The sequence below is a fragment of the Arthrobacter sp. 05L45_2 genome, from assembly GCF_056397525.1.
Window position 1 is genome coordinate 1 of record NZ_JBFTNO010000215.1, and the last position, 5388, is coordinate 5388.

Genomic DNA, 5388 nt, shown 5'->3' on the forward strand with positions numbered 1-5388 from the left:
ATCCGGGAGTCCGGGATAAAGACCTAATGCCGCAAAAAGCCCAGATCCATGCGGATCGGGGCTTGTCGAGTTAATCGGATATTACTGTCGCGGGAGGCCAAAGAGGTGGAGCTTTGGGGTCAAAGTAGTGGTGAATCGAAAGTACTCCCCACGATCGTGTTCCTCTAGCGGGCTTCGAGGACCCTCTTGAGCTTCGCCAGGTCCTTGCGCATGGCCCTGCGCATCATGGGCGCCATAACGATGCCGGCAAGCGTCGAGAACCCGGAGGGTTCACCAGTATTGCGGAGGGTCATGAGGGTGCCGCCATCCTCGTCGGACCAGGTGTAGCTGGTCCGCATCGGGAACGGCCCCTGGCTTGTCCGCATGGTGAGTTTGTGGCCCGGCACAAGTTCGGTGAACTCGTAGACATAATCCAAATTTCGGCCCAGAAACCGCGCGGTGAAGGCGACCCGGGATCCGACAGCCAGGGGCCGCGGCGTCTGCCATTGTGCAGAACGGATGTTCACGTACCAGGCCGGTGCGTTGTCCGGGTCGGACGCATAGCTGGCCACGAGCTCGCGGGGCTGCCGGATCAGTATTTCGGTCTGGACGTTCACCATGGGTGTTCCTCTGTGTGTTGCAGGCGGGGCCGAGATGCCGGAGGAGGCGCATCCCCACTATCGCATGCCGAGCTGGCCGGCGGCCCGTCCAGGGTTCTTCGACAGGGCCCGCCGTTGCGGTCACGCCTGCATCGAACGGGTGGTTAGGCTGGGTGGATGGCGACCGTCATTCTCGTGCGGCATGGCCGCACCACAGCAAATGCCACTGGACTGCTGGCCGGCCGGGCACCCGGCGTCGGCCTTGACGACGTCGGCCGCGACCAGGCAGCTCTAACCGGAGGCCGGCTAGCTGCCGTGCCCCTGGCCGGGGTGGTATCGAGTCCCCTGGAGCGTTGTCGGCAGACCGCCCAGTTCATCCTCGACCGCCAGGCGGGCACGCCCTACGCCCCGGTCGATCCCGATCTTACCGAGTGCGATTACGGCTTGTGGCAGGGCCGGAAGCTCAGCGATCTCGCCTCCGAGGAGCTGTGGCCGGTCGTGCAGTCGCAACCGTCCGCCGTCGTCTTTCCCGGCGGTGAATCCATGGCGACCATGCAGGCCCGGTCAGTGGCGGCGATTCGGCGCCACGATGCAGCCTTCGAAGCCGAGTTCGGGCCGGGGGCGGTCTGGGCGGCGGTGAGCCACGGAGACATCATCAAGTCAATCCTCGCCGACGCGCTAGGCATGCACCTTGACCTGTTCCAGCGCATCAACGTTGGCCCCGCGTCAATATCGATCGTGCGCTACGGCGCCAGCCGGCCAAGCGTTTACGCGACCAATACCGACGCGGGTGATCTGTCATGGCTGTCGAACGGCATTCAATCTGGTGATGCGCCGGTGGGCGGCGGTGCAGGGCAGAAGGCGCCATGAACCTCATGTGCCTAAAATACTGACATGCCTACACGTGTTCACGAGTTTGTCTGGCCCGATCGGGTCGTCGTCGGCACCATTGGCCTTCCGGGGGCGCGCACGTTCTATCTGCAGGTGCGCGCCGGGGCGCAAATTGTGAGCATTGCCCTGGAGAAGCAGCAGTCGGCTCTCCTCGCCGAAAAGATCGACGAGATTCTCGACCAGCTGAGCACCGTCGAGGGCAACCCTTTCAGTGTTCCCGCAAGCACCCCCATTGAACTGGTCGACAATGACGAACTCGAGGCCGTCCAAGAGCAGTTCCGAACCGGCGCCATGAGCTTGGGCTGGGATCCGACAACGGCGCAGGTCGTCCTGGAGGCCTACCCCATCACCGATGCCGATGATGATGACATCGACGAGTTCCCTGATGCGGACAGCGATTCAAAGCCCGAAATGGTGCTGGTACGCATGCCGGTGGGCACCGCCCGCGCTTTCGCGAAACGCACCCGGGAGATCGTCGGCGCCGGGCGCCCAACGTGTCCACTGTGCGGATATCCCATAGACGCCGACGGGCACATCTGTACCCTTCCCGAAGTCTGATGCCGGCACCGGACCTCGTGACCGCCGAACTGACGCTCACCGGCCGCATCACGACGGCGTCAAACGCCACCTTTCTGGGCAGCATTGGCGACGTGGTGGTCGTCTATAAGCCGATGGCAGGCGAAAGCCCGCTATGGGATTTTCCCGACGGCGCCGTGGCTCACCGGGAGGTGGCTGCTTATCTGGTCTCCCAGGCCCTCGGCTGGGACATTGTGCCGCAGACCTGGCTGCGCGAGGGACCCCTGGGCCTGGGAATGGTGCAGCTCTGGCAGGACCGCGACCCCGCGCAAAACCCTGTGGACCTCGTGGAGACGGGCCACGTTCCGGAGACGGGGTGGAAACACATTCTCGAAGGACGGAACGAGGACGGACGGACGGTCGCCCTCATTCACGAGGACTCGCCAGCGCTCAGACGGATGGCGGTGTTCGACGTCGTCGTCAACAATGCCGATCGCAAAGGGGACCATATTCTGGCCATGGCGGACGGACACCGGCACGGCGTGGACCACGGACTTACGTTCCATCGTGACCACAAGCTGCGCACAGTGCTGTGGGGATGGCTTGGTGACGCCCTGACCGCAGAGGAACGCGACGGCATCGGCCGGGTCAGCGAGGGGCTGGACGGTGGGCTGGGCCGGGAGCTGACGGACCTGCTCACGGCCGAGGAGATCGAATCGCTCGCCGCGCGCTGCATCCGGTTGCGCCGGGCGGGACGGTTTCCGGCTCCGAGCGGTGACATGCCCGCGGTGCCCTGGCCTCTGTTTTAGCGGAATTGAGGCTACGTTTCCTGCGCCCGCTGCGTGACCACCCCAGAGACCAGGCTCCGGCGCTCTGGGGTGGTCACTTACGTTTGCGGACCGGTGCTGATCAGCCGTCCTCGTGGTTCGATGAGCCCGCGGGTACGCCCGGTACGTCAGCGGGTCCATAGATCTTGGTGTCGCCGGGGTAGGGGCTTTCCCAAGTGTGGGTCTGGTACCAGGTCCAGCGGTTGAACAGGTTCGGGTCCGCAGAGTCTTCCTTCGCGCCGTTTCCTGTCAGGTGCTGCCTCTCGGACCAGGTCCCCCACTCTTCGGCGGTTTCCTTCATCGGTGCCGGGACAGCGACGGCTTTGGCTGCCGCGGTGTTTACCGCTGCGGCGCCGGGCCCAGTCTGGCCCAGGGTGTCGGGGCCGCAGGCGGGCGCGGTCTTCACACCCTCGGTGAGTGGTATCTGGTTCGGGACCGCGTTGAACGGTGTCAGATCGGCCTTGTTGGTGAAGGCGTCAAACATCGGGGTGGCCGCGGCGACTTTCTGGTTCAGCGGCTGGGCGCCGAGGATCTGCTGAATGGTCCGCACCATGTTGATCTGTGAGTAGAAGGTGCTGACTGTCTTGCCGTGCGCCGCGTAGGGGCTGATGACCTGGACCGGGGCGCGGTGGCCGTCTACGTGGTCGGTGCCGTTCTGGCTGTCGTCCTCGGCGATAAAGATTGCCGAGTCCTTCCAGTACCGGGAGTGCGAAATTTCGTCGACGATTTTGCCCACGGCGAGGTCGTTATCGGCGACCTGCGCCCTGGGGTCGGCGGTGCCGCCGGTGTGGTCGCTGGAGAGCCACGTCATCTGGAAGTTCTTCGGTCCGTTCTTCTCAAAGTCCTGCTTCCAGGTCGCGTACCGGTAAATATCCGGCACCGATGTGTCGAACGGCGCCGCGTTCGGGTCCGTGATTGTGCTGAGCGAAGGGATGGACGAGCCGGCGTGCATCTGCAGTTCCGGGGTGAACAGCTTTGCCGGGTCGCCCCCGGCCATCGTGCTCGTGGCGGCGCAGTAGTACTGCTGCCACGTCGCGCCGGCCGGTTTGCCCTCGGTGGAGTCGAACTCGCCGTAGTTCCTGGCGGTCTGGCCTGCATCCTGTATGGAGGTCCAGAGGAACCCTGAGCGCTGGTGGCCCAGGACGTCATTCTCGGTGTCGTATGAGCGTTTGTACTCACCGGCGCTCGTCTCCGTATATGCCGGGTCGTCGCCCTGCATCATCCAGTTATGGCCCTCGGCCGAGTTCGTACCGATGTCGTAGGTGTTGTCGTACAGGCTGAACTGGCTGGCGAGGGCGTGTTGGTTCGGAGTCACTTTGGCGCCGAACTGGGCCAGTGACGCGTCGCCGTTGCCCTGCTTCATGTCGCCGTAGACCTGGTCGTAGGTGCGGTTCTCCTTCACGATCAGGAACACGTGCTTGATCGCCGAGGGTTCCCCGATCCGCTTTGGCACCGCCACGGCCGCGCCGTGGTCGTTTTGATCTTCCTTCTGACCCTCCGTTGCCTGCTTGGCGGAGTTGCCGTCCCACCCGTTCTGCCGGAACACCGTGTCCGTGTACTGCCGTATTTTGTCGTCACCGGGCAGGGTAAATCTGGTGAGCGAGGCCGTCGTGGAGTGCGTGCCGTGCCCGGTCGCCGACGTGGTGCCCGGGCCCTCGCTGATGGTCTGGTCGGGGCCGAGCGCGTCGATGCCGCGGACATTGGTGACTACAATCTGGTTCTTCACCGCGGTGATGTTGCCGGGGTAGTAGTCCGTCGGGAGCAGCCCGATGTAGCTGGCCGGGTCCCTGGGATCGTGTTTGTTGATTTTGTAGACTGCGACGGCGTTCGCACGGCCGAGCGAGATCAGCAGGTGGTCACCCCGCATAGTCAGGGCTGTAGGTTCATAGCCGACCCGGGATGACGCCCACGGCTGCGTCGCGATGGTCTGTAGAACTTTGTTGCTGGCGGTGTCCACCACTGAGACGGTGTCGCTGTTGGTGTTCGCCACGTACAGCGTGGGGCCGTCAAGGTACATCGCGGTCGGGTGCAGCTGAACGTCGATGGACGATACCGTCGCCGCGGGGTCGGTCGTGTCGATAACGCTCAGCGTGCCGGTCGTGGAGGTGCCGAGCTTGGGGTCTGCGGGAACCTGAGTGCCGTAGGAATCCATGGTCGGTTCCCCGGCGAGAGCCCGCCGGCCTCCCTCGTTGGAAACGTACAGCTTTGTTCCGACGAGCTTCAGCTGCCGCGGGGCGATGCCCGTACTGAAAGTCTGCTTGACCGTACCCGACGTCGGGTCGATTGCGACGACCGCGTTCTGGCCGTTCACGGCTGCGTACAGGGTCGAGCCGTCGCGGGAAAACGCCATGCCGGCAGTCAGGGCCTGCTTGTCGCCCGCGTTGGGGATGCTGATGGCAGTTGCGGTCCCGAGCGAACCGTCAGGGTTGAACGGGTAACGGAGGATCCCGCCCGCAACAGGTTCGTAGACGAACTTCCCATCAGGCGAGAAGACCGGGCCTTCCTGGCCCACGGAGCCATCCGTGATGTGCTGGTATGCCATGTTGGCGAAGCCTGCTTTTCCCGCCGCGGCCGCA

5 protein-coding genes are annotated in these 5388 nt (G+C 64.3%); 3 read left to right on the forward strand and 2 right to left on the reverse strand.

The window, feature by feature from the left end; all coding sequences use genetic code 11:
* Nucleotides 1-164 precede the first annotated feature (164 nt).
* Nucleotides 165-599 carry an SRPBCC family protein gene (locus AC1DHD_RS14005; RefSeq protein ID WP_476880295.1) on the reverse strand — a complete coding sequence of 145 codons (435 nt, stop codon included), beginning with the start codon at nt 597-599 and terminating at the stop codon, nt 165-167.
* A gap of 156 nt (nt 600-755) precedes the next feature.
* On the opposite strand from AC1DHD_RS14005, the gene AC1DHD_RS14010 reads away from it, so the two are divergent.
* From AC1DHD_RS14010 to AC1DHD_RS14020, 3 genes are read left to right on the forward strand one after another with little or no spacing between them, the layout of a single operon-like run.
* The gene (locus AC1DHD_RS14010) at nt 756-1448 is read left to right on the forward strand and encodes a histidine phosphatase family protein (protein ID WP_476880296.1); all 693 of its coding nucleotides are present in this window, start codon (nt 756-758) and stop codon (nt 1446-1448) included.
* Nucleotides 1449-1472: 24 nt separating this feature from the next.
* The gene (locus AC1DHD_RS14015) at nt 1473-2027 is read left to right on the forward strand and encodes a DUF3090 domain-containing protein (RefSeq protein ID WP_476880297.1); all 555 of its coding nucleotides are present in this window, start codon (nt 1473-1475) and stop codon (nt 2025-2027) included.
* Nucleotides 2027-2794: an SCO1664 family protein gene (locus tag AC1DHD_RS14020; protein ID WP_476880298.1), complete on the forward strand. Its 768-nt coding sequence runs from the start codon at nt 2027-2029 to the stop codon at nt 2792-2794. The genes AC1DHD_RS14015 and AC1DHD_RS14020 overlap by 1 nt, the downstream gene beginning before the upstream one ends.
* A gap of 100 nt (nt 2795-2894) precedes the next feature.
* Here the strand turns inward: AC1DHD_RS14020 and AC1DHD_RS14025 are convergent.
* Nucleotides 2895-5388 (reverse strand): alkaline phosphatase family protein (locus AC1DHD_RS14025; protein WP_476880299.1); only part of this gene is annotated, 2494 nt, incomplete at its 5' end.